At 41.1% G+C, this 21,980-nt stretch carries 24 protein-coding genes, 1 tRNA gene and 2 pseudogenes; 18 read left to right on the forward strand and 9 right to left on the reverse strand.

Going from position 1 to position 21,980, the window contains the following annotated elements; translation table 11 throughout:
* Positions 1 to 9: 9 nt before the first annotated feature.
* The 16 genes and pseudogenes from PVV60_RS06540 to PVV60_RS06625 all read left to right on the forward strand — a co-directional run bounded on the left by PVV60_RS06540 (position 10) and on the right by PVV60_RS06625 (position 15,620).
* Positions 10 to 921, forward strand: coding sequence for a hypothetical protein (locus tag PVV60_RS06540; protein WP_273723900.1), 912 nt, complete (start codon positions 10 to 12; stop codon positions 919 to 921).
* A gap of 97 nt (positions 922 to 1,018) precedes the next feature.
* On the forward strand, positions 1,019 to 2,161 hold the full coding sequence (locus PVV60_RS06545) for a N4-gp56 family major capsid protein (protein ID WP_273723901.1): 1,143 nt from the start codon (positions 1,019 to 1,021) through the stop codon (positions 2,159 to 2,161).
* Between the two features lie 19 nt (positions 2,162 to 2,180).
* The gene (locus PVV60_RS06550) at positions 2,181 to 2,639 is read left to right on the forward strand and encodes a hypothetical protein (protein WP_273723902.1); all 459 of its coding nucleotides are present in this window, start codon (positions 2,181 to 2,183) and stop codon (positions 2,637 to 2,639) included.
* 72 nt (positions 2,640 to 2,711) lie between these two features.
* A complete protein-coding gene (locus tag PVV60_RS06555; protein ID WP_273723903.1) occupies positions 2,712 to 3,410 on the forward strand; it encodes a hypothetical protein in 699 nt (232 codons plus the stop codon).
* A complete protein-coding gene (locus PVV60_RS06560; protein ID WP_273723904.1) occupies positions 3,410 to 4,867 on the forward strand; it encodes a hypothetical protein in 1,458 nt (485 codons plus the stop codon). Before PVV60_RS06555 ends, PVV60_RS06560 begins: the two co-directional genes overlap by 1 nt.
* Before the next feature lie 41 nt (positions 4,868 to 4,908).
* Complete coding sequence (locus PVV60_RS06565) at positions 4,909 to 5,292, forward strand: hypothetical protein (protein WP_273723905.1); 384 nt, start codon at positions 4,909 to 4,911, stop codon at positions 5,290 to 5,292.
* A 1-nt stretch (position 5,293) separates the two neighbouring features.
* Positions 5,294 to 6,349, forward strand: a complete 1,056-nt coding sequence (locus PVV60_RS06570) for a tail fiber domain-containing protein (protein WP_273723906.1) — start codon at positions 5,294 to 5,296, stop codon at positions 6,347 to 6,349.
* Positions 6,349 to 8,217 carry a hypothetical protein gene (locus tag PVV60_RS06575; RefSeq protein ID WP_273723907.1) on the forward strand — a complete coding sequence of 623 codons (1,869 nt, stop codon included), beginning with the start codon at positions 6,349 to 6,351 and terminating at the stop codon, positions 8,215 to 8,217. Before PVV60_RS06570 ends, PVV60_RS06575 begins: the two co-directional genes overlap by 1 nt.
* Positions 8,210 to 10,422, forward strand: a pseudogene (locus PVV60_RS06585) (hypothetical protein). The gene PVV60_RS06575 and the pseudogene PVV60_RS06585 overlap by 8 nt, the downstream one beginning before the upstream one ends.
* Positions 10,422 to 11,414, forward strand: a complete 993-nt coding sequence (locus PVV60_RS06590; protein WP_273723910.1) for a transglycosylase SLT domain-containing protein — start codon at positions 10,422 to 10,424, stop codon at positions 11,412 to 11,414. Before PVV60_RS06585 ends, PVV60_RS06590 begins: the two are co-directional and overlap by 1 nt.
* Positions 11,407 to 12,384, forward strand: coding sequence for a phage tail protein (locus PVV60_RS06595; RefSeq protein WP_273723911.1), 978 nt, complete (start codon positions 11,407 to 11,409; stop codon positions 12,382 to 12,384). Before PVV60_RS06590 ends, PVV60_RS06595 begins: the two co-directional genes overlap by 8 nt.
* A gap of 9 nt (positions 12,385 to 12,393) precedes the next feature.
* Positions 12,394 to 12,657, forward strand: a complete 264-nt coding sequence (locus tag PVV60_RS06600; RefSeq protein ID WP_273723912.1) for a hypothetical protein — start codon at positions 12,394 to 12,396, stop codon at positions 12,655 to 12,657.
* Between the two features lie 6 nt (positions 12,658 to 12,663).
* Positions 12,664 to 14,367 (forward strand): hypothetical protein, encoded by a 1,704-nt coding sequence (locus PVV60_RS06605; protein WP_273723913.1) that lies wholly within the window; start codon positions 12,664 to 12,666, stop codon positions 14,365 to 14,367.
* Positions 14,368 to 14,380: 13 nt separating this feature from the next.
* Positions 14,381 to 15,046, forward strand: a complete 666-nt coding sequence (locus PVV60_RS06610; RefSeq protein ID WP_273723914.1) for a lysozyme — start codon at positions 14,381 to 14,383, stop codon at positions 15,044 to 15,046.
* Positions 15,043 to 15,270 (forward strand): hypothetical protein, encoded by a 228-nt coding sequence (locus tag PVV60_RS06615; RefSeq protein ID WP_273723915.1) that lies wholly within the window; start codon positions 15,043 to 15,045, stop codon positions 15,268 to 15,270. Before PVV60_RS06610 ends, PVV60_RS06615 begins: the two co-directional genes overlap by 4 nt.
* Positions 15,271 to 15,401: 131 nt before the next feature.
* Positions 15,402 to 15,620: a hypothetical protein gene (locus PVV60_RS06625; protein ID WP_273723917.1), complete on the forward strand. Its 219-nt coding sequence runs from the start codon at positions 15,402 to 15,404 to the stop codon at positions 15,618 to 15,620.
* A gap of 60 nt (positions 15,621 to 15,680) precedes the next feature.
* On the opposite strand, the gene PVV60_RS06630 is transcribed toward PVV60_RS06625, so the two are convergent.
* Positions 15,681 to 15,962, reverse strand: coding sequence for a type II toxin-antitoxin system YafQ family toxin (locus tag PVV60_RS06630; RefSeq protein ID WP_273723918.1), 282 nt, complete (start codon positions 15,960 to 15,962; stop codon positions 15,681 to 15,683).
* 7 nt (positions 15,963 to 15,969) lie between these two features.
* A complete protein-coding gene (locus tag PVV60_RS06635; RefSeq protein ID WP_273723919.1) occupies positions 15,970 to 16,251 on the reverse strand; it encodes a type II toxin-antitoxin system RelB/DinJ family antitoxin in 282 nt (93 codons plus the stop codon).
* A gap of 190 nt (positions 16,252 to 16,441) precedes the next feature.
* Between PVV60_RS06635 and PVV60_RS06640 the strand changes: the two genes are divergently transcribed.
* Positions 16,442 to 16,810: a helix-turn-helix domain-containing protein gene (locus PVV60_RS06640; RefSeq protein WP_273723920.1), complete on the forward strand. Its 369-nt coding sequence runs from the start codon at positions 16,442 to 16,444 to the stop codon at positions 16,808 to 16,810.
* 101 nt (positions 16,811 to 16,911) lie between these two features.
* Here PVV60_RS06640 and PVV60_RS06645 read toward each other — a convergent pair.
* From PVV60_RS06645 to PVV60_RS06675, 7 genes are all read right to left on the reverse strand, one after another.
* A tRNA-Ser gene (locus PVV60_RS06645) sits at positions 16,912 to 17,001 on the reverse strand.
* Between the two features lie 991 nt (positions 17,002 to 17,992).
* A complete protein-coding gene (locus PVV60_RS06650) occupies positions 17,993 to 19,036 on the reverse strand; it encodes a tyrosine-type recombinase/integrase (protein WP_273723921.1) in 1,044 nt (347 codons plus the stop codon).
* A gap of 8 nt (positions 19,037 to 19,044) precedes the next feature.
* Positions 19,045 to 19,263, reverse strand: coding sequence for a hypothetical protein (locus tag PVV60_RS06655; RefSeq protein ID WP_273723922.1), 219 nt, complete (start codon positions 19,261 to 19,263; stop codon positions 19,045 to 19,047).
* 135 nt (positions 19,264 to 19,398) lie between these two features.
* Complete coding sequence (locus tag PVV60_RS06660) at positions 19,399 to 19,887, reverse strand: DUF488 family protein (protein WP_273723923.1); 489 nt, start codon at positions 19,885 to 19,887, stop codon at positions 19,399 to 19,401.
* Between the two features lie 69 nt (positions 19,888 to 19,956).
* Positions 19,957 to 20,580, reverse strand: coding sequence for a lambda exonuclease family protein (locus PVV60_RS06665; protein ID WP_273723924.1), 624 nt, complete (start codon positions 20,578 to 20,580; stop codon positions 19,957 to 19,959).
* Positions 20,541 to 21,290 carry an ERF family protein gene (locus PVV60_RS06670; RefSeq protein WP_273723925.1) on the reverse strand — a complete coding sequence of 250 codons (750 nt, stop codon included), beginning with the start codon at positions 21,288 to 21,290 and terminating at the stop codon, positions 20,541 to 20,543. Before PVV60_RS06670 ends, PVV60_RS06665 begins: the two co-directional genes overlap by 40 nt.
* A 138-nt stretch (positions 21,291 to 21,428) precedes the next feature.
* Entirely contained in the window at positions 21,429 to 21,665 is a 237-nt protein-coding gene (locus PVV60_RS06675; protein ID WP_273723926.1) for a hypothetical protein, read from the reverse strand.
* On the opposite strand from PVV60_RS06675, the pseudogene PVV60_RS06680 reads away from it, so the two are divergent.
* Positions 21,659 to 21,980, forward strand: a pseudogene (locus PVV60_RS06680) (hypothetical protein); the annotation flags it as partial. The gene PVV60_RS06675 and the pseudogene PVV60_RS06680 sit on opposite strands and share 7 nt — an antisense overlap.

Below are 21,980 nucleotides of genomic sequence, written 5' to 3' on the forward strand. Positions count from 1 at the left end.
GAACAGAATATGGAAGAAGAGTTTACGCCTGAAGAACAAGCAATCTATGATGAACATTTTGCCAGTGATAATGCTGTTGAGTTGGTCGAGCCTGAACAAGTTGAGGAAGTTTTTGATGCAGAGGAAAGTTCTGAACAACCAGCTGTAGAACCGCTTCAGGAGCAGCCAAGTTCTAATCCAATAGAATCTGATAAACTAGAGCAAGAGCGGCAAGCACGCCAAAAGGCAGAACAAAGCGCCATTGAAGCGCGTGAATTGGCTATTGAACTTGCGCAAAAATATGCCGCAATGCAAGAAGAAATTACGCGCCGCCGTGAAGAAAATGTTCCCTCCCTAGAAGACGACCCAAAAGCACATGTTGCATGGCTTAGTCATAAGGTACAGGAACAACAGAAATTGCTTGATGAGTTTTCTCATATGAGAGAGAGCCAAGAGCGCATGAGTCAAGAGGAATATGAACGCCAAAAGTTGGGGGATTATTTCGAGGAAGCCAAAGCGCAAGTACAAGATAAATATCCAGATTTAGACAGTATCACGGACTATCTCTATGAAAGAGCAGACAGTGTCTTACAAGCGCAAGCAAGCCTTTATCCGCAATGGAAAGACCCTGTAGCACGGCAACAACAAATTGGTGCTGAATTGCGCCAAATATGCCAGCAGTGTCAGAAAGCCGGTATAAATCCAATTGAGGTGCTGGTGCAAAAAGCGAAAGCTTTTGGCTATAGTGGAGCGCCAGTTAAGGACGAAGTAGGAGTTCTTCAAGAGCGCTCTCAAGCAGCGCGGACGCTTACAGCGCGCGGCGGGCAAGTTCCAACAGGCGGTATGGATGTGAGAACGCTTTTTTCCATGCCAGAAGCCGAATTTGCTGTATGGGTTGAGAAAAATCCCGAAAAATTTGAACAAATTATGAGCAGAGCGTGAGATGTGCGTGGTGACGCAACAGAGAGAACCAAGTGATTGTTATCGTTTGGGGGAGCCGCAAGGCGAGTTTTAAAAACCAAGAAAGGCATTGATTGAAATGGCAGTAACACAGGTAAATCTTAATGACCCATTAGCCGTTGGCGTTTGGGCTAAGATGCTAAACACAGAAACTTCAAAAGCGTTGCCCATTGCACCGCTGATGGGAAAAGGCAAAAACAGCATTATTCAAGTATTGGATATGCTAGGGAAATCCGCTGGTGACTCTGTGACGAGCGGATTAAGAGTCCAACTTATGGGGGATGGCGTTAGCGAGGGACAAACGCTGGAAGGCAATGAAGAAGCACTCCAATTTATGAATGAAACGGTGCGCATTAACGAGCTTTCTCATGCTGTACGCGTAAAATATGAAGGCACCATTGATCAACAACGTGTTTTATTTAATTTACGAACAGAAGCAAAAGATGGGCTTGTTGATTGGTATGCAGATCGCTTAAGTTTGATGTTCTTCATTCAGGCAGCAGGTTATACAGCACCATGGATTCACTTCGAAGGACGCACCATAACCCTTAAACCCGTACATTATGGTTTTAATGCTCCATTAGAGCCAAGCAAACTGCGTGTTATTCGTGCCAATAAGAAAAAGACTGATGAAGAACTTACAAAAGACGATGTTTTTACATTAGATCTTATAGATCGGGCTGTTGAACGCGCTAAACTTGCTAATCCACGTTTGCGCCCTGTTCGTGTTGATGGAAAATCGGCATATGTGATGTATCTCCACCCAACACAGGTGACCCAATTGCGTACCAATACAAAGAGTGGTCAATGGTTAGACATTACCAAGGCAGCTTATGATGGCTCTGGAGCTAAGAACCCAATTTTTGAGGGCTCTCTGGGGATGTATAACGGTGTCATTTTGCGTGAAGCTGAACATGTCCCCAATGGTATCAATTCAAAGACTCAAGAGCCTGTAACATCTGTTCGCCGTGCTGTGTTGCTTGGTGCGCAAAGTGTTATCATGGCTTATGGGCGCGTTGGCAATGGAGCAACAGGAGGTGATGGGAAAGGGGGAACACGCTATAAACTTGTTGAAGAACTGTTTGATTATCAACGTGAATTTGGGGTTGCAGCTAAAACCATTATCGGCATGAAAAAATCACGCTATACCTTGCCGCATTCTGATCAAGGGGGGCAGGATTTTGGTACGATTGTTATCCCTTCTTTTGCCGAAGCAAGCTAATTATTAAAGGATGACAATTATGGCAGAAAAATCGCTAATTACACAGGAACCTGATGAAACCGTTGAGACCGTTGAGACTGTTGAAACCGTTGGCATGATAGATGAGGGATTGCCACCTGTTTTGCAAGGACGCAACAACTCTACGCAGCAGGTTAGTTTTTTACGGGCGCGTATTAAATGTACAGACCAAGGGTTGATAACGAAAATTGGCGTTCTACCCCGAGGGGCTTTTATCAAAAGTATTACAGCTTATACCATGGAGGATTTTGAAGATGTAACGGCTACATTTGGAAAAGAGCCTCATGGTGATGATTATGGAACAAAAGCACTTACTCAAAATACCGATGGCAATGTGTATGTGCCCATGGAAGTACGAGATGTTCCATTAGAAGCTGAAAATACGATTTATATGACACGAGACAAGAAAAGCACCAAAGGTGATGCTGAGGTGATTGTTGAGTTTTACACCAATCGTTAAAGGCAAGGGGGCGTTTATTGCTTGCGTCCCCCTCCCACACAATATGCCCCAAGACATTTGGAAGAAAGTAATATGACAATAATAGTACAGACAGGTGGTCCGATTGGAGACAAACAGACCATTGCTCCTTGGGATAAAAATTTTATCCAGATGTTAAGTGATATTCAGGATGAAATAGATGATCAAACAGATGAGTATGTTGATCAAGTACAAAGGGCGATATTTTCGGCTATTCGCTTTTGTGAACGATTGCCTTTTTATTTCAATGAAAGCCGCGAAGTTGTTTTTACCACTCTAAAGGGGAAAAGCCGTTATGGCGCAGAGGAAAATCCAGTTATTCCGGCTGCTGTTCGCATTGTTGATGCTTATATTTATGAAGATAATCACAGCAAAGCAAAGCTTTTGCAGGTAGATCCGCTGGTTATTGAGAATCTTGAGAGTGATTGTAGCCATGGCATGCCTACACGCTATGCTTATTTTGAACAAAAGCTTATTTTGTATCCAACACCAGAGCGTATCTATTCTATCAGGCTTATTCTTGATCCTGTGAGAATAAAAGATATTGAGAGCGCACAAGAAGCGTCCATATGGTTTCGTGAAGCCTATGAACTGATCAAAACGCGTGCAAAATATGAAATTTATACCAATATTATTAAAGAACCACAGATGGCAGCGGCAGCTTTTGCCATGTTTCAAGAGCAACTCGATGCGCTTCAAATTGAAACATCACGGCGCAAGAATTTATTAAAAATTCAACACACGGATTTCTGATGACCTTTATTCCTATTGCTGAGTATAGACCAGATGTTGCATTTATTAATAGTGGTTATTCCAGTGAGATCGTGAACGTTTTACCTGCACCAAATTCGTATATTCCGTTTCCCATTGTGGCGCCGGTCTCAGATCCTTTTCCGGATGTGATTTTGGGGGTCTATGCTGTGCGCTCATTGGGTGGTGTGCGCATCATTGTGGGTGCACCAACAAAACTTTATGAATATGACAACAGCACGCGCGGCTGGAAAGACATTAGCAAGCCTCACACACAATATCACGCCAATGAGACCGCGCTTTGGTCTTTTGCCTCCTTTGGTGATCATATCATTGCTGTTAATAGCAATGACCCACCACAAATGCTTTCGTTAAAAACGGAGGAAAGGTTTTGTGATGTGGGCGGTAATCCCCCGCGTGCTGGACTTGTGCGTGTGTGGGGTGATTTTGTTTGCTTGATGCAACTAACAGATAAGCCAAACCGTGTTCAGTGGTCCGGTTTGAATGATGCAACACATTGGACGGTTGGGGAGAAAAGTTGCGATTATCAAGATTTTCCTGATGGTGAGTATGTTCAAGGGTCTACGGAATCAACAAATCCACTTATTTTTATGCGCTCCGCTATTTATCACGCAACTTTTGTACCAGGCTCTAAAATTATCTTCAGTTTTGCAAAAATAAAAGACAAAATAGGGGCTAAAAGCAGTATGGCAATTGCAAGCCGTGGAGACTGTACTTTCTTTACATCTGATGATGGTTTTTATCAAATCAACAGTGCTGGTGAAATGCTTCCTATTGGCTTTGGAAAAGTCGATAAAACTATCTTCACACTTTACAATAACTTTGCCATTGATGAGATGAGGGCATGTATTGATCCGGTCTATTCTCGTGTTTATTTTTCTATCAATGATAACACCGAAGGGATGCATATTTATGTTTATGATTGGCTCTTACAAATATGGAGTGTCATTAAGGGGCAAAACCTTCTCTTATTTCCCCTTTTTGCAGCCGGTTATACATTAGAAGGCTTAGACGAAGTACAAGAGAGCTTGAAAGATTTACCAGCTTCTCTTGATAGTAAAATGTGGCAAAATGGTGCGCCTGTTTTAGGAGCCTTTACGCCAGACAACACATTTGGTTTTTTTGCAGGTCCTCCGATGGAAGCAGTTATTGCTTCACAAATTGTGGGGGATACGGGCAGGCAAATCAACCTGATGAGTGAGGCTTTTGTTCAAGCGGATACAACAAAAGGTTTTTTAAGTGTTGGGGCGGCTTTTATCATTGATAACAAGAACCAATTAAATTGGGCTAAAGAGCGTTATGCCGGCTATAATATTGGGATGTATAATATCCGCTCACGGGCGCGTTATCACGCTTTGCGTCTGAGAATACCAGAAGGCACGCCATGGACACATATAACAGGCTTTGATGTAACGCTCAAACCCGCGGGCATAAGATGAATTTTAAGATCTATAATACAGAAAAATGGAGCGCTGAACAAATGGCGCCCTATTTTGACAATGTCATAAAATCGATAGCTTATTTTAATCAAAAATTCCCTGATGATTATAATACAGAGACCATTTTAAACGATATTTTGAAGGGAGAAAAAGTTCTTTGGATTATCGTTGATGCGCATGAAAATTTTATGGCGCATGTCACAACACAGTTACAAGAACTCGTCACTGGAGCATTAAGGGCGGTTATTGTCACCCTTGGTGGAAAGGGAGGAGCACCCTTAACAAAGCTTATCACTCAGATTGAAGCCTATTACAAGGAAAAAGGGGCAAAAGAGCTTGTCATCATAGGCAGGCGAGGGTGGGAAAAATCTCTTAAATCACATGGATATCTCGTTAACCTTTTAGAATATAGAAAGCAGCTTTAACATGGGAAAAAGTTCTAAACCAATTCAGAATACCCAAAATACGACGCAAACAAATGCCCCTCCTGAATGGGCAAAAGGTATTTTTGAACACGCAGCTCAAGATGCCATGACTTTTTATAATCAAGGCAGCGGAAAAGCCGTTTATGATGGGCAGCGAGTTGCGGGTTTAAGTGATCAAACAAAGAATGCGATTAATGGGCTTAGCAATAATACGCATAACTATGATAACAACACTTTAAATGGAATAGCCACAGGGCAAAATTCAACAAGCCAAAACTTAAAGAACATGGCTTCAGGGCAACAAATAGGCAATAACCCTTATTTTAATGAAGCACTTCAAAACACATTAAATAAAGCAACAGACACGATTAACAGTTCATTTTCTGGGGCGGGGCGTTATGGTTCGGGTGCACATACTGGGGTTTTGGCTGATGAATTGGGGGGCATAGCAACACAAGCTTTATCACAACAATATAACCAAGATGTCAACAACATGATGAATGCCAATGGTCTCATTGACCAAGCAAACCAAAATCAGTTGGCGGGTGCCAATAACTTCTTTCAAGGTCAAGGTCAGGCAAATCTCAATGCGTTGACGGGAGGGAGTGTGCTTGATGCCAATCATCAACGGCAATTAGATGAAGAGCGGCAAAAATGGGAACAGCAGAACAATCTTGATTGGGACCAGTTAAGTAAGTTGCTTACAGCTGGTGGGGCTGTTGCTGGAAATTATGGAACGCAAACAGGACAAAGGACAACATTGACTCCACAGCCAAAACCTAATCCATGGGAGATTGTTGGAAATGTTGGAACTATCCTTGGTACTTTTGCTGGGCTTAGCGACATCAGAGCGAAAGAAAATATCGTGCAAGTGGGGCAGCGAGATGGACACAAACTCTATGAGTATAATTACAAGTGGCACCCAGAGCGCTATCGCGGGGTGATGGCGCAGGATGTTTTGAAGTCAAAGCCTGAAGCTGTTTTCTTGCATAAGGCGACAGGTTTTTTGCATGTGGATTATAGCAAGCTTGGCTTTGAGATGGAAAGGGTGCAGTGATGGAACAAGAAAACACAAATTCTCTTTTAAAGTTGTTTGATCCAAAATTTTTGCGTCCCTTGATGTATCAGGTCATGCCTCAATTGCCAGGGCATTTGTTCAAACAGCTTTCGACGCCTCCAAGCACGCCGTTGGAAGGACGATACAAGCCAAGTTTTTTAGAACGCGCTGCTTTTAGCACAAACCCTTTTGATGCGAATAATGGGGATAATACTCCACAAAAATTGAGTCCTGCAGAGCTTATTCGCGGTTCTCAAACAGGAGGAGGAGAAGTTGGGAAAAAGACGCCAGCAGAATTGATTATGTCTACGGATGATTTAAAGCGCCAAATGCCCCCATTGCCAGATGTTTCAAAGGATACTGTTAAGATACAAGAGGCGCCAGAGCAACAAAAGCATGACTTCTCAGAGCAGGGGGGTGTTGCATCAATGATCCCTCAATCTCCACTTGTTGGGAACATTGATCAGTCTAGTGGGGATGAAGTTGGGCGACAGCAAAAAGATGTGATGGATTATATTGCTCAACTTAATGAGAAATCTATAGCGGAAAACTCTTTGAAAAACGATTCTGGAAATAATGAGGAAAAGCTTTTTGAGGCACCTATAGGAGAAGAAAAACATTTGAATGCACACTTACCAGAAGAGGAGCATTTAAAAGCAAGTGGTGATCTTGAACAAAAAACAGATTATATCAAGTCACTTGATCACTTTGTTCAGACAGGAGAAAATCCAAGTAGCTTATGGGAGCGTTTTAGAAAATCAGAATTTTCCGAACATTTAATGGATTTTTTTGCGGGGCTTGCATTAGGAAAGACACCACAAGAAAGTTTTTCAAATGCATCTATCCTTATGCGGCAGGGCAACAAGGAACGCGCACAACATAGACAAACTTTGCAATTTTTACGCTCTAAAGGATATAGTGATAAAGACGCACAAGCCCTTGTGCAATATCCAGATCTTGCCATGAAAGTTATAGGCAACACGTTAAGCCCTCAAGAAGGCTATAGAACATTGACAGCGGAAGAAAAGGCAGAGCAGGGATTGCCTGAGGATATGGTTTTCCAAGTCTCAACAAGCACAGGGAAAATTATACCTGTCCAAGGAGGACAGCGTTCCACTGCTTCTGGATTAGGGGGGAATACTGATAACATGCTGTCAAAGCCTGAATCAGGTTATATGTATGTTAAGGACGAAAATGCACTTGGTGGCATACGTGCGGTGCCAATTGCAGGCAGTGGTGCAGAACATAAATTAATCCAAGAACAGAAGGAGGAGGAGCGTAAAAACCAACAAACGCAAATGCGAATTTTGGAAACAGCAGACAGGTCAAATCGTATACTTTCGGCATCTAAAGAATTGCTAAAAATTGTTGAGGAATACCCGCATGTTGTTGGTTTCACTGGTCCTATAATGTCGTTCCTTCCTAATTCTCAGGCAAAAGATTTCGGGCATATGCTTGATTCATTGAAGGCAAGTATCGGACTTGATGCCTTGAGAAAAGCAAAAGCATTTTCACCAAATGGCGCATCTGGCTTTGGGAACTTGTCTAATATGGAATTGCAAGCATTGCAAAACTCTGTAGCGGCGCTGTATCAAGATCTTTCTGCAGAGCAAATGAAGAAGTCGTTAAAAACAGTTATTGACACTTTCAATAAATCCAATGCAGCAACGCGCGCAATTCTTTTTGGTGGTGCAGAAGCAACAAGCGAGCTCGTTCGAGCCGCCTATGGGGAAGATGCTTATAAAGGGAATAAGGGAAATCATGCACAGTCAAATGATCCACTAGAAAAACAGATAGAAGCATTGCCGGAAGGCATGCTGTTCGTTGATAGTGACGGGCGCATTAAGGAAAAACAAACCAATGGCTGAAGTAATTCCTCCTCTTATTAATCGTAAAAACACAAGAGTCATTGGGCATATAAGTGACTATACACCAGAACAACTTCAAGAACTTTTCGCGAAGAATAAGGAAAGGCTAAGTGGTTCTGTTACAGGAAATAATGGTGCAACAGAAGAAGATGGTCCACATCCAAGTGCAGCGGGTGCTTTTGGATGGGGTGCTCTTCATGGGTTAACTATGGGGTATGATGATGAAATAGCTGGAGTATTCGCTTCGGGACCTCTGGGACCTATTAATTATTGGATGGGAGATAAAGAGGCAGTCAAAAAATATAATGAAGTAACAAAGCGATGGCGTGACTATCAAAGAGCGGCGAACCGAGATCATTTTTATCTATCTCTTGCGGGGAATTTAACGGGTGCTGCGGCACCCGTAATTGCTTCTGCCCTCTTTCCACCCGCGGCAGGGGCTACTGCTGCTGCTCGTGCGGCAATTGGGGCTGATGTTGTGCTGGGAGGTAGAGCTGGTGTTGCAGGAGCACAAATAACCAGTAAAGCTTTAGCAGCAGGAGAAAGGGCGGTGCAATCTGCTTTAGCAGAGGGTGCGGAACGGGCAGCGGCAAAAGCGGCAGGTGAAGCCGCAATGAAAGCAGTAGCAAGTAAAGAGGCAGCAAAATTTAGCTTGGGGCGTGCAGCAAAACTGGAGCCATTTATGGTGGAATAGCAGGCAGTGGTGAGGGAGAAGGGCTTGCAGATACTCTAATGTCTGCTGGGTTAGGTGCGGGGCTAGGCGTTGCAACACCATTTGTTGCCAGTGGTGTATCAAAAGTGACGCCTTTTGTGACAAAATCACTTAAAGCAGCATTGAGAGGACCTATAAGCCCAGCAGAAATGGCAGCAAAAGCAGCGCTGATGCCAGAAAAAGAAGCATTTCAGATAAGCGATAGAGCGCTTAGGGATGTAAGCCAGACTTTAGGGGATGAAGGTGTTGATAAGCTTGAAAGGGCATTAAAACAGCGTGGTCCTGATTCAATGATTATTGATCTTCACGATGGGCTTGCTACAAGAGCTTTTAAGGCAGCAAAAAAAGACCATGATACTTATTCGCTCATAAGTAATCGTTTGAATGAAAGACAAGATGCGAGTGCACTGCGGGTAAAGGATGCGTTGACAGATGTGATGGGTCCAAAAGTAGATACGCTTAATTTAAAGCAAGAGATTATCAAACAAGCACAGAAAAAGGCTGAACCATTTTATGAGAGGGCGAAAGCTTCTCCTATTTCTAATGCTGCTCGTGAAGATTTATCGCGGTTGCAAGAAACTCCTGCCTTCCAAAAAGCCTATAAAAAAGCAATTGCGCAAATGCCAAATGAAGCGGATGCAACAGTTAGTGGGAGCAATGGATATCCAAAACTGAATATGCGGATTTTACATAAGATGAAAGAGGTTTTTGATGATCAAATTAATTCTGCACGTATCAAAGAAAAATGGGGATATGCTCGAGATTTGACTGATTTCAAACAACGCATTCTGGACGTTTTGGATACATCATCTCCAGAATATATTAAGGCACGGAAAATTTATTATGACGAGCGTACTATCGGTGATGCTTTGGAGCAAGGAAAAAAAGCACTGAATAAGAGTGTTGATCTTGATACAATCAACAGTCAACTTTCGAATTTGGGGGTAATGGAAAAAGAGGCGTTTCAAAAAGGTGTCCGGTCGCAACTAGAACATGCGGCAGGCAATGCACAGAATTTTGACCACAATCTTTTGAGTTTGTTTGACACGCAGAATGGTCAAGAAAAATTACGGCAGAGTTTTGGTGAGGACAAAGCCAAGCAACTTATGAAAGTGTTGCGACCAGAAGTGGAAAGAACAAAACTTTTTGCACGATTGCCAAACCATATGGGTGAAGTAGAAGAAAAGGCTATAGAAGACGCTGCGATTGGAGGAAAGATTCATCTAATCAAGACAGCTCTGAAAACTTTTGCAAGGGAATGGCGACGCAAACTCTTAGGAGTGCATAGAGAGACTGAGAGAGATATTGCGGCTCTCATAACAGCACGGGAAAAAGGAGATTTTGGGTTAGCAAGGGAAAAAGCTGTTGAATTAATTAAGAAGTTTCATGAAGCAGAAAAGAAACGCTTAATAACCAAAGAAGACCACACAAAATTCTTCAATTTTATTGGAATTATTTTGAATAGCAGTGCTGATAGAACGGTTATAAACTAATGATCAATTTTCATCCTAATGTGAAGCGTGCTATTTCACAGGCAGCACAAAAATATGGTTTGCCAGAAAGCTTTCTTGAACGTGTTGCTATGATAGAAAGTAATGGTAATCCAAATGCAAGAAATAAGAACAGCAGTGCGGGAGGGCTGTATCAATTTTTAGATTCAACAGCAAAACACTATCAACTCAATAACAAGTTTGATCCCTTTCAAGCAACCGATGCTATGGCACGGTTAACGAAGGATAATACGCGTTATTTATCCACAGCATTAGGCAGAGAGCCATCAGAGGCAGAGCTTTACCTCGCACACCAACAAGGACCAGCAGGGGCAGTAAAGCTTATCAAAAATCCACATATTCCAGCAAGTCAGCTTTTAGGGAGCCAAGCAGTCACACTCAACGGTGGCAACATGGAAGCTACAGCAGGGGATTTTATGAATCATATTTATGGGCTTTACAATAAAACGGGAGATGCTTTGAAGAGAACGATACAGCAAAACCAAAGCAATGGACAAGCAGCACCAAACGAGGTGGGTCCTTTGCGTGGGTTTGAGAGGCTTCAAAAGACACTTCAAGGTAATCAAGAGGGGCAAGGTGATCAAGGGGGCAACCAATTAATGGCATATGATACGCCATTCCCAAACAGAATGATGGCACCTGAAAGCAGAGACAATTTAACAGGACAGGTTATGGAAACCACACCATTACAAGCACAAGGTATTGATGCAGGTGCTCTTAAAAAGGGCTTTTCCGGCTTGCTTCATTTAATGAGAGAGAATGGAGAACGACAAAAACAGCAGGCACAGATGGTACAGCAACAAATGTTGCAGCAACCAGTCATGGCGGGTTTCTCACAATCGACTGGGCGCCCGACAGATTTAACAGCTCTCATTGATCCCTCTAGGCGGCAATCTGTTGGTTCCTATGGGCGGCAAAAAGAAGAGCAATTGCGCGAAGAGTTATTAAGAAGAACGGGGGCTTATCATGTCTGATATTTATGACTGGTCACTCACAGCTGATCAAAATGCCAATTCAGATAGTATGATTAATTGGGCAGAAGGGCAGCCGCCTAGTTCTGTCAATGATAGTGCGCGGGTCATGATGCAGCGTATACGTGAATATCTTGCCGATAATGGTGGTTCTCTTGACTCAAAGTTTATTGTGAATGCAAAGGAACAAACTACATCAATTACGTTGACGACGGTGTCGCCAATAGCAAAATATAAAAACGATATCATTATCCGTTTTAAGGCGCGTGGTATGAATATTGGCACGACAACAATAAATATGAATAGTATGGGAGCAAAGCCACTCTATAAAGCTACCAGCACGGGGATAGTACCATTGACAGGTGGTGAGTTACAAATGGGTGGCATTTATGAAATAATCTATAATGATGGCGCATCAACAAAAAGTCTTGAGGGCTGGTATCTTTTAAATCCTACCCCCATTCCACCACCAAAGATTGAAACCTTCCCTTGTGGGTTTATTGCGACCTTTGCTATGCAAGAAGTGCCAAACGGTTGGCTTTTATGTGATGGCGCTACTTATGAACGCAAGGATTATCCGCAATTATTCAAGGCGATAGGGGATAAATGGGGAAAAGACAGCGATACAACCTTTAAAGTTCCAGATTTTAGAGGAGTGTTTTTGCGCGGCTTTGATGATGGTCGCGGTTTAGACAGAAGTAGAAAATTTGCTGATATACAGCAAGATTGCCTTAAATCGCACACACATGCTTGTACCATTGAAGAGGCAGGTCAACATACGCATAAGCATGATTATTCTATGATTACAAGATTTGGTCAAATAGGTGGCAGAAATCCTGCTTTTGGTAATTCATATTATACAAAAGATACACAACCTGCTGGAGTGCACACGCACAAGGTAACACTTTCTTCAACGGGCGAGGCAGAAACACGCCCTGTTAACGCTACGGTTGTTTATGCCATAAAATCATAAGGTTTTCAGATGATCAATAATCCGTCTGCTATTGATGATATTGCGGATGCGGAGCAAATCCGCGTCCTTTTTTATGCAAGCAATAGAATGGTTCATGCGCCATTGAATAAGGTGCTTGATCTTGTCAAAAACGATATACAGCATGATCTTTTAAGCGCTTTGGCACAGTATCAAGAAGCAACAGATAAACGCATAGAGATCATGCAAAAACTTATTGATGAATTACAGTCTCTCATCCCCCACAACCTCAAAAATAGAATTACTAAGGAATGAAACGCGATGCCATTACCCTATCATACGCACATATTTAAGCTTGAACCAGCAACAAAAGAAGAAGTCAAAGAAGGTGTTTTAGATAGTAAGGCTCTTGCACCTGTTTCAGTGGGGAGTGCAGCAGCTTATGAGGTAGAATATTTTGCAACTGCTGCTCAAGGGAAAAAGGCTGATGATGCTGTTGCAAAGAGAGATATTGGAGCTCTTGCTTACAAAGATAAGGTCACAATCCACGATATTGAAGCAAGTGGTGAAGCGCATGAGAATGCGATTTTATCAGGCGCTGGCTGGGTAAAAATATCGCCTTTAGGAATTGGCGATATGAAGGCTGCTACATATGACCCGGACAATGTGGGGTCAAATGCATTTTCTATGGAAAATATGCACGAGGGTCCTAACAAAAAGATCTTAACCACAGAGGAAAGATTAAAGCTACGATGGTTGAGTCCTACGCAGCCAACGATGGAAAAATGGCGGAGGGGAGATGAAGGTGCTTATTATCCCATATCTCCAGTAGATCTCAAAAATACCATTCGTTATTTTGTAGACTCAAAGTCTGTTGGTATGTCAAGATTGATCTATGATCCAGATAAAATAGCAAAAAATGCCTTTGATATGGAGAATATGAAAGAGGGGAATACGCATCTTATTTTAACCCCTCAAGAACGTGCACAAGTTGCAAAAATTGATAAAATTGAGGATGTGGCACAGCACGCACAGGAAAGTGCACAACAAGGGCTTTATGCAGCCAGTGAGGCGAAGGATATTGCCAATGTTGCATTAAGTACAGCAAAGGATGCAAAAGTTCACGCTGTAGATGCGAAAAATACCGCTGAAGCTGCGCAAAAAACAGGAGATAGGGCACAAGCTGTAGCAAGTGTCGCACAAGAAACAGCGGATAGTGTACAGAAAAAAGTTGATCTCATTCAACCTCTTGCAAAACAAGACTGGATTGATGGCACAAAAACAGTGGATGCCCTTATCTCACCAGCCAAACTGATGGCTTCAATCAAAGCAAATAGTAGCCATAGCAGCGGCGGTGGCAACAATGGTGGCGGGGTAAGCAAACCTGTTGAAATTCTGATGACGGAAAGTGGAGATATTCCACTGCCTGCTGGTATTACTTCTGACACCGATATCGAAGTATGGGCTTGGGGTGGTGGAGGTGGTGGCGTTAAGGATGGCGGTGGCGGCGGCGGTCAATGCGTGCATGTTAAAATGAAAGGTTCTGATTTAGATAAATTAAAAACAGCTTACATTGGTCGTGGTGGTAAAGGCAACGACAGTAACATTTTGTGCAATGGTGGCAGAACAATGATCAAAGGTCTTGTTACAGCAGAAGGAGGATATTCCGTCTCCATGGCTCTCGTTAACTTTGGAGGGAAAGGCGGTGATGGAGGAGGAAACAGAGGGGGCAGCAGTGGGGAGAGTTTTATTTTTTCTGGTGGGAATGGTGGAGGAAGTGGAAGTGACGGCAAGAGAGCTGGTACCGGTGGAAGTTCTTTTCTTGGCGGCGGCGGTGGAGGTGGTGGTCAATGCAAGGGTTCTATCATGGGGCAGGGTGGTGAGAGTTACAAAGGTGGTAACGGTGGTAGAGGTGGTAAAGAATGTGGTGGTGGCGGCGGCGGATATTTTGATGGGAAACACGGAGGCGACAAAATTGGCGGCGACGGCGGTGACGGAGCAGTACTCATAAAGGTATATTTATAAGGTGAATTGAACAATGGCACGGAAAATAAGTAAAGACTGTTTATACTGTTTAAAAAAGTGGGAAGGTTTGCGCTTGCAGGCTTATCAAGATACTTCTGGCATATGGACGATTGGTTATGGTCATACGAAAAAAGCCGGTCAACCAACAGTTGTTGAGGGTATGGTGATTACGGAAAAAAAAGCCGAAACCATGCTTTTAGCAGATTTGCAGCAATATGAGAGAGCGGTAGAAAAAGCAGTTTGTGTGAATTTAAGCGATGAACAGTTTGGCGCTCTTGTTTCCTTTTGTTATAATGTGGGTATTGCAGCTTTCCAAAACTCTACATTGCTTAAAAGGCTTAATCGGGGGGATTATGAAGCCGTTCCCTTCGAATTACAAAAATGGACTAAAGCGGGAGGCAAACGTTTACAAGGTCTTGTACACCGGCGTGTAGCAGAGGCAGGGCTGTGGGCGAAAGGGGCTTATGTTTCTTCTAATTATCAAACAGTAGAAATGAACCAACCAACAGGGTTTCTTAAAGCAGAAGCATTGGCACCCATTATTGGTTCGTTCTCAGGTCTTGGTGGATTTTTAGCGGGCAATGGACCCATTCAATGGGCATTAGCCGCTGTTATGATTTTAGCGGCATGTACGGGCATTTTCTTTGTTGCTAAACGCTTTCAGGAGCACCGCCTATGATCTTATGGATGAAAAGAAACTTGATGGTAACAGGTGCGGCTTTAGCCGCTTTTTTTATTGCCTTAGCAAGAGCTTTTACTCTTGGGAAAAAAGTAGAGCAACAAAAGCAAACAGAAAAAGCTTTAAAAGCAGCCACAACACGGCTGGAGGTGGAAAGTGAAATTAATCAAAAAAGTGATGCTGATGTGCGTGCTGCTCTCTCTCACTGGTTGCGCGACAAATAAATATGCTTCTTCTTGTGTTGGTTGGTTACCTATTTATTTAAGCCGGCAAGATCTGAACACCATTAGCTCAAACTTAGCAAGAGAGATCTTAAAGCATAACGAGCAGGGTCAACGCTTGTGTGGGTGGAAACATGGCTAGAAAAAAAACACAAGACGATATAGAGCTTACAGAAGCAGAAAAAGAAATGCTTCAAGAAATGATACTTACCTACCAAAGTGTGAAAATGATGTCTCGCTTTATGAAATGGATAGCGTTTTTTATCTTTTTGTTGATCCTTGATTTTGCACGCCTCATGGATGCGCTAGATAATGTCATTGCACATTTAAAGCAGTGGTTTTCAAAGAGCTGAATAACTGTCATAAAAGAAAAAAATGCGTAAAATTCTTTTTACTATGAATTGAAGATCCAATTATAAACGCAGTTCAGAATGGGAACCAAGTCGTAAAAGCTCTAGTGTTTTGGCATCTGGCTTTCGATAGATCAAAACTAAATCGGGCTTTATGTGACAATCACGACAATTGCGCCACCGACCTGTTAGTGCATGATCTCTCCAATGCGCCTTTAGCGGTTCATTCTCCGCTAACGCTTTGACCACAAGCAGCAAATCCTGCTCTAGTGCATTAGCATATTTACCTTTGCTTTCACGTTTGAGATCACGCCGAAACGACCGAGTATAGACAATTTCCCGCATAGCAAGCTTAGGTTTGCTTTTCAGATTTACGCGCTTCGGTTCTATCTGCGCGTATCATGGTTCTTAAGCCGTCTAATGATGTACGTTCGACGCGTCCCATTTCGGCATCCTCGATAGCTTGTAATGTTTCCAGATTTGGCTGGAATAGATCAAGCGGTAATGCTCTATCTCTAGCAATGCGGGTCATAAACATGCGCACTGCATCCGATACAGTTAAACCCGTAGACTTAATAACTGCACTTGCAATTTCTTGAACTTCATCAGGTATGCGGGCTTGAATTTTTCCCATTACTAAATCTCCTATTTAACCGTACTACAATGTACTACATTGCAAGCTTATGTCAAGAGATTTATCCGTCATGCCATACAACCTTGTGTATTAAGGAGGGTAGGAAGTCAATTTTTAAAAGGAGCTAACCAAAACCTAAGAATTTCTGCTAGAATCACGAGAGAGCTTCTTTTTTAATAGGATTTTTTAGATGCCAACACCATTTGGTAAAACCTTACGCAAACTCCGCATTGATCATTCAGAACGCCTTTTAGATATGGCTAAAAAATTAGATATATCTGTAGCATTTTTATCATCTGTAGAAATTGGCAAAAAGTCTGTTCCTGTAGGACTGGAGGAAAAGGTAATTGAACTCTATGCTTTAGATCAAGAGGTAGCAGAAATTTTGAGAAGAGAATCAGATGCTTGTCGTAAAAGCTTCACTATAAAGCCTTCTAATCCGTTGAGTCGTGAAATTGTTGGCATGTTTGTTAGAAATTTACATAATCTTTCACAACAGGATTTAGCAGAATTTAAAAAATTATTAGAGAAAGTTAGCAAACAAGCATGCGCTTCGTAGAAGCATGTTCGAGAATCCTATTCCCGAACCTTTATTTACGAATCCCGCACCTTGAAAAAACACACATGAAATCAATAAATTATAGCACGATAAAAGTGCTGTGGCGGAGGGGGTGGGATTCGAACCCACGGTACAGTCTCCTGCACGCCGGTTTTCAAGACCGGTGCCTTAAACCGCTCGGCCACCCCTCCAAACTAGATATGCTTTCTGACAAATTTCTTGCAAAAGGTCAATCATTTTAATACGCATTTTAAAGTGTTCTTTGTAAAATTATTTAAAATAATTTTTCATAAGTTAATTCTTTGAGTGTGTTATTTAAGAGTTTCATTATTAAACATGATAGTTTTTTCTGAAAAAATGAAAGGTAATTATGATATTTATCATTTCTTTTTCCTGTTAAAAAAATTTTACAAAGCAATATTTTTAAAGTTCTAACGATCGTTTTCGTAATAATAAGAAATATCCAGTTGAAAATGTTTGATAAATTATATCAAATTCCGGTCGTATATTTTTGTATTATTTTACCTTTCCAGATATTTATTCTATTTAGATCGTTCATATCTGCGAAAAGAAAATGCTATTGCTCTGACAGTTTATGAGAGATAAATTTGTAAGAACGACATATATATTCAAGGAAAGTTTTTATTGAGTTTAAATAAGTACAATTCAATAAGAAAGCTCTTTAAAAGATTTTAATTTTTTAAATAAAAATATTCAGATATCTAGTGCTTCTAAAAGGTATATTGGAGGGAATAGCTGATTTGCGCTATTTGAATAAAACGTTATATAAGATTTGCATCGACAGTTTAAAACCTTTTCCAGATATGATTGGAAATAGGGTATATTTATAATGTTTTTTCTGTTGGATAAGCAAAAAGTTAATCGGAATGGAAGAAAAGATTATTGAGCAATATGCTTAGATTAATAGATAGTTTGTTAAGATATTGCATAGTTTTTCAAGAATAGAATTTAAAAACGCTAAATTATGCAAAGGAAGAAAACATAAACTTTAACAGACAAGGTTTTAAAAGCTAGTACATTTACAAGTATGTGTAAAATAAAAAAATTATTTACAAAATAAAATGGTTGGCGTGACAGGCAAATAAAAAGCAAGTAAAATAAAATAGTTATGTCTAATATGAGGGAATAGGTGAATCTTGATTCTATTGAGTTTTTTTGCCTCTATCCCTCATTTTTTTGGAGCTTTTTTATCGCCTCTATAGCTAACCTTTTACGGTCTGCGCTCTTTGTGTAAAGAGATGCCATAGCATTATTTGTCCAGCCAAAAATTGCTTTGAGTTGTGATACTGTTGCACCAGAGTTAGCTGCGCATGTTGCTGCTAATTTTCTCAATCCATGCGCCGATTTTTTAATTCCAGCCGCATTACAAGCGTCTCTAAATGTATCGCCAAAGCTTTCTTTAGAGAGTTTTTGATTAGTTTTACCACAAATAAATGTTTCATCACCAATAGGACCAGTTTCAAGCGTTTTGGCTAATTCCGGTAAAATAGGAAGAAAAACATCTGTTTTAAATTGGCTCTTTTCTGTTTTGAGATGGATGATATTATCTTTGACATCTTTCCAGCCAATGCGAACGGCATCACCACGACGCAAGCCCGTATATAAAAGAACATCAATCCAGACACGTTCATGGGTACCATGATGCCATTTGTGATAATATTTCTCAACATCTTCTTCTGTCCAAACAGGAAAGCCGTCTTTATTTTTGGTAGATGGTCTTTTGACTCCTAAAGTTGGATTATTTTCCAAAAGACCTTGATCAATTGCCCAATTAAACAGCCCATTAAGGGCTTTCAGAAAGTTTATAGCCATTGCTGGTGTTTCTTTACGCCGTTCAACACCGGCTATAATATGTTTCTTTTCAATTGCTTGGTATGGAATATTTCCTATGGAGTCGCATATCTTCATAAGAATGTATTCTTTTTGTTTCTTTGTAGTATTAGAGTAGCTATGCCAATTAGAGCTGTTTAAATACTGCTTAAGCAGCCATGCAAATGACCCTTCAACAAGTTTACCTACTTTAGGTTTTGGGGGGATGATGCCTTGTAACTCGGCAAGTGCGCTTTTATAGTTGTCAACAAACTCTTGCGTTCCATAGGTACCGCGTATTCTAATGCGTTTGCCATGACCAATACGTACATACCATACAATTTTGCCATGTTGAGTAATTTGTTTGACAAGATGAGGAGGGCGTGGTTTAGGCATAAGCAATTTTACATCTTAGAGAGCGCGGTTTCGTAATATTCATTCTTTGACAAATCTAAAAGTTTGTCTGGATGCGCTGCTGAATTTGGTAGTGGAATATCGGATTTGAGATAGATAAGCAGTTCACCGGTAGGTTTGATTTCTACGAGTTCACAACCTTGTTTTTTAGCTTCTCTTAAAGCGCGTGCAATGGCTGGTTGCGTTATAGCAGCTGGACGAGGCGCCATATCTTTTCTCCTTACATTGAGATGCAATTCACGTGTGGCGTGAATCACGCATTACTTGAAAGTTGTTAGGAAAGGGTGGGGGGGCTAGGAGGCATGTGAAGCACTCCAACTTTTAAAAATCTGCAAGTTTATTTTTTAGATGTGCTTAATTTTATATTTCCAATCTTGTAATTGTGTAAGAGCCAAGGCTATTTTTCCTCTATGACACATACATACATTGGCTTCAAAACAGGTGATTGCAACGCGCTTTTTATTTAAAAAAATTTGATATAATTTATTTATTGCACAAGAATTATTCTTGAGAGTTGTATTTTTATAATCTTCAAAAAGGCGGTCATAATCTTGTTGTGTTTTCAAATTTCGTCGTTTTTCAGAGGCAATTCCAAATTCAGGCATATGCATATATTCAATATCAATATTGCTTACAGCTTGCTCTAATTGTCTTTTTGAAAATCCGTGTTTTCTACTTATTGGATTTTTACGAACATCACATAAAGTTTTGATATTGTTTTCTATGAGACAACTAAGATAATTTTCAAGGGACCTACCTTCATAGCCAATGGTAAAAAAACAAAATTCCTTATCTTTAGCAGGCTGTATGATAATATGTTTGATGTTACACACGTCTAATTTCCTTATGTAAAAGGGTGGGGGTGCTTGTAGATATGCGGGGAACAAAACACCCCCATAGGTTTAAGCAGCTTTTGTTGAGAGTTGTTTTATCTCTCGTTCTATCTCTGCTAAAAAGGCTTCAACCGCTTGATTGATCTGTTCAATTTGTTGATCATCACGGAGAACACGCTTGACTTTCATGCGCAAGTGAAAGGATTCTCCTGCAAAACGTGGGTCATAACTTACGAAATCACACCACTTTCGTTCTGTACAAGCCATTTGGAATTGCATTTGTGCGTGATATTCTGGTTTGATTTCGTCACTTATACAAAAACGCGTATGTGTTATTGATCTCGGACATTTGACTTCGATTAAACCGTCTTCTCCAATGAGACCATCAGGGCTAGCCCCCGCCATTTTCATTTTTGGGTGTGGAATAAACCCGCATTTTGTTATATCGGCATCATAAATGAAGCTATATTCTCTCAAGGCATCTTCTTCATGTTCAATACCCCAACGCATATCTTCAGTTTCATAATAGGGGCTTGTTTCTCTTGTTAAGCGCTCTGTTATGAGTTTGATTTTGTAGTCTTCATATTTGCTTGTAGGCACTCCTTTTGTAGTTTTACTGAGTATGTTGTAAATGTGTGATGCGGTGACTTTTCCTAGCCTTGCTTGAAACCATTCTGCTGTTCTTTGTTCCATCTCACACCGCCGTTCTTTGTTCTTGTGGCGTTGCTATATCGGCATCTTGTATAGTAGAATCTGTTTCTACCTTTTGCTTGTTTTGTTTCTTCTTCTGCTTGGGTTTGTACTATGAGTCTTCTGATTTCATTGATCTGTTGTGGAAAAGCCTTTTTAATAGGCGGGTTTCCATCTGTATCGTTTTCTTTGCTTGAGACATTAAGAAGCATGCCTAAGAGATATCTGCGTGCGTAGGTAATTGTGGAACCAACTGATTGTATGTTATTTTTAGAGCCTGCATTGTCAATTGGAAATGTTCCTTCTGTTGATATTTCATTGCCTGAAGGATGAGACAGAGTTATTTCTATGGTAATGTTTGTTGCTGTTTGATTTTTAATACGAGCAAACAAAGCAAAGTTGTATGTTGCAAGCCCTTCCTTTACAGCATTAATGTACTGATAAAGCGTAGCGTATTTGCTGTTTGTATGGTTATTAATGGCGTTTTGTTCGATATTTTTGTATTCCATTTGCACAGCCGAAAGATCACGGACAAAGTTTTGGCGCTCTTGTCGTTCTATCTCTTGTTCTCGCAATTTGAGAAGACGCTCTAAGCGATCCATATCGACGTCACGTTCTAAGGCTTTATTTAAAATACGTTCCATGACAGTTTGTTCAACGGCTAAATGATGTGTTTCTTCAATTTCTATTAGGTTAGTGTTTTGTTCACTCATCTTGATTTCCTACATTGCGCGCAATTCATCCGTGGCGTGAATCACGCTTGTGCGAGAAGGCTGGTTTGTGGGATTAGAAAGAGACCCGATTGATTATTGAATATTAGTCTCTAGAATGGCGGATATAAATATTCCCACCTATAATCGCCCTTCCGAAAATACGAGTGTTTCCACAAATTTTAGCGTCACTGTGTACTTCCATACTTCCGAAATTTGAGCATTATTGTAAATTGTGGCGTTATATTCAATACGAGCATATCCATCAACTTTCGCATTTCCGCGAACGACATTTCCTATAGATATAACGGCATTCTCACAAACAACAGCATTGCCATGAACAATATCATTGACTATTGCATTGCCACGGAGGTGCACATGTTTTAGCGCGGGATGGTTTGCGCATTGATGTGGGTAGTTTTGAGAATGTTGATGGTCTCATTTCTACGCAAGGGGCAATCAATATTGTTGCTGATAGTGTGATCCAAGCAGGACACATAGAGATTGAACGTGGTGACCTTCAACTGACCAGCCATGGTGATTTAAGCAATAGTGGCACAATAGAAAGCAATGATACCATTGCTTTGCATGCGCAAACAAATCTCAGCCAAACGGGGCGCATTGTTTCTAAAGCGCGGGTGGAGCTTTCCAGTGATGGCATATTAACAATGGGTGAGACAAGTGAGGTTGGCG

This window comes from Bartonella sp. AU18XJBT (assembly GCF_028618595.1).
Taxonomy (GTDB): domain Bacteria; phylum Pseudomonadota; class Alphaproteobacteria; order Rhizobiales; family Rhizobiaceae; genus Bartonella.